Below are 635 nucleotides of genomic sequence, written 5' to 3'. Positions count from 1 at the left end.
AGGTGATCGTCGGCGTTCTCGGTGCGGCGGGCGTCGCCGCGGTCTTCGTGCGCACCGACCTCTTCCCCCTCTCTCTCCTTTCTCCCTTCCTCTCCCCCTTCTTCTCTCTCTTCTTCTTCCCCCCTCTTCCTTCTTTCTTCTTCCCTCCTTTCTTCTTCTCCTCTTTTTTTCCTTTTCTTTTTCTCTTTCTTCCTCTTTCCTCTTTTCCTCTCTTCCCTCCTCCTTCCTCTCTTGTCTTCCTCCGCCCTCTCCTCCCTTCCTTCCTTTCTCCCCTCCTTTTCTCTCCCTTCCTCCTCTTTCCTTCCCCTTTTCCTCCCTCCCCTTCTTTCCTCCTCCCCGCTTCCTTTCCTTTCCCTTCTCCTCTCTCCCCCCTTCCCCCCCTTTCTCTCCCTCTTCCCTCCCTTTTCCTTTTCCTCTCTCTCTTCTCTCCCTTTTTCCTCCTCTTTTTCCCTCCTTCTTCTTCCTCCCTTTCTCCGCCTCTCTCTCTTCTTTCCTTCTCCTCCCTCCTCCCTCTCCCCCTCCTCTTTTCCCTCCCCTCTCCTCGTCTTTCTTCCCACCTTCCGCCGCGCCCCCCCTTCGCGCCCCTCGCCGCGGTCCTCCTCTTTGCCGGGCTTTCCGGGCTCGGTGCCGCTCGC

1 protein-coding gene is annotated in these 635 nt (G+C 57.6%); it reads right to left on the bottom strand.

All coding sequences use genetic code 11. From position 1 onward, the window contains the following. On the bottom strand, positions 1-635 hold a 635-nt coding region (locus tag DMC61_RS41300), incomplete at both ends, for a hypothetical protein (RefSeq protein ID WP_199750247.1).

Origin of the sequence: Amycolatopsis sp. WAC 04169, assembly GCF_003947535.1 — a bacterium.
GTDB classification, from domain to species: domain Bacteria; phylum Actinomycetota; class Actinomycetes; order Mycobacteriales; family Pseudonocardiaceae; genus Amycolatopsis; species Amycolatopsis keratiniphila.
Note: the sequence above shows the minus strand (reverse complement) of the source record. Positions and strands in the feature narration are given on the sequence as shown.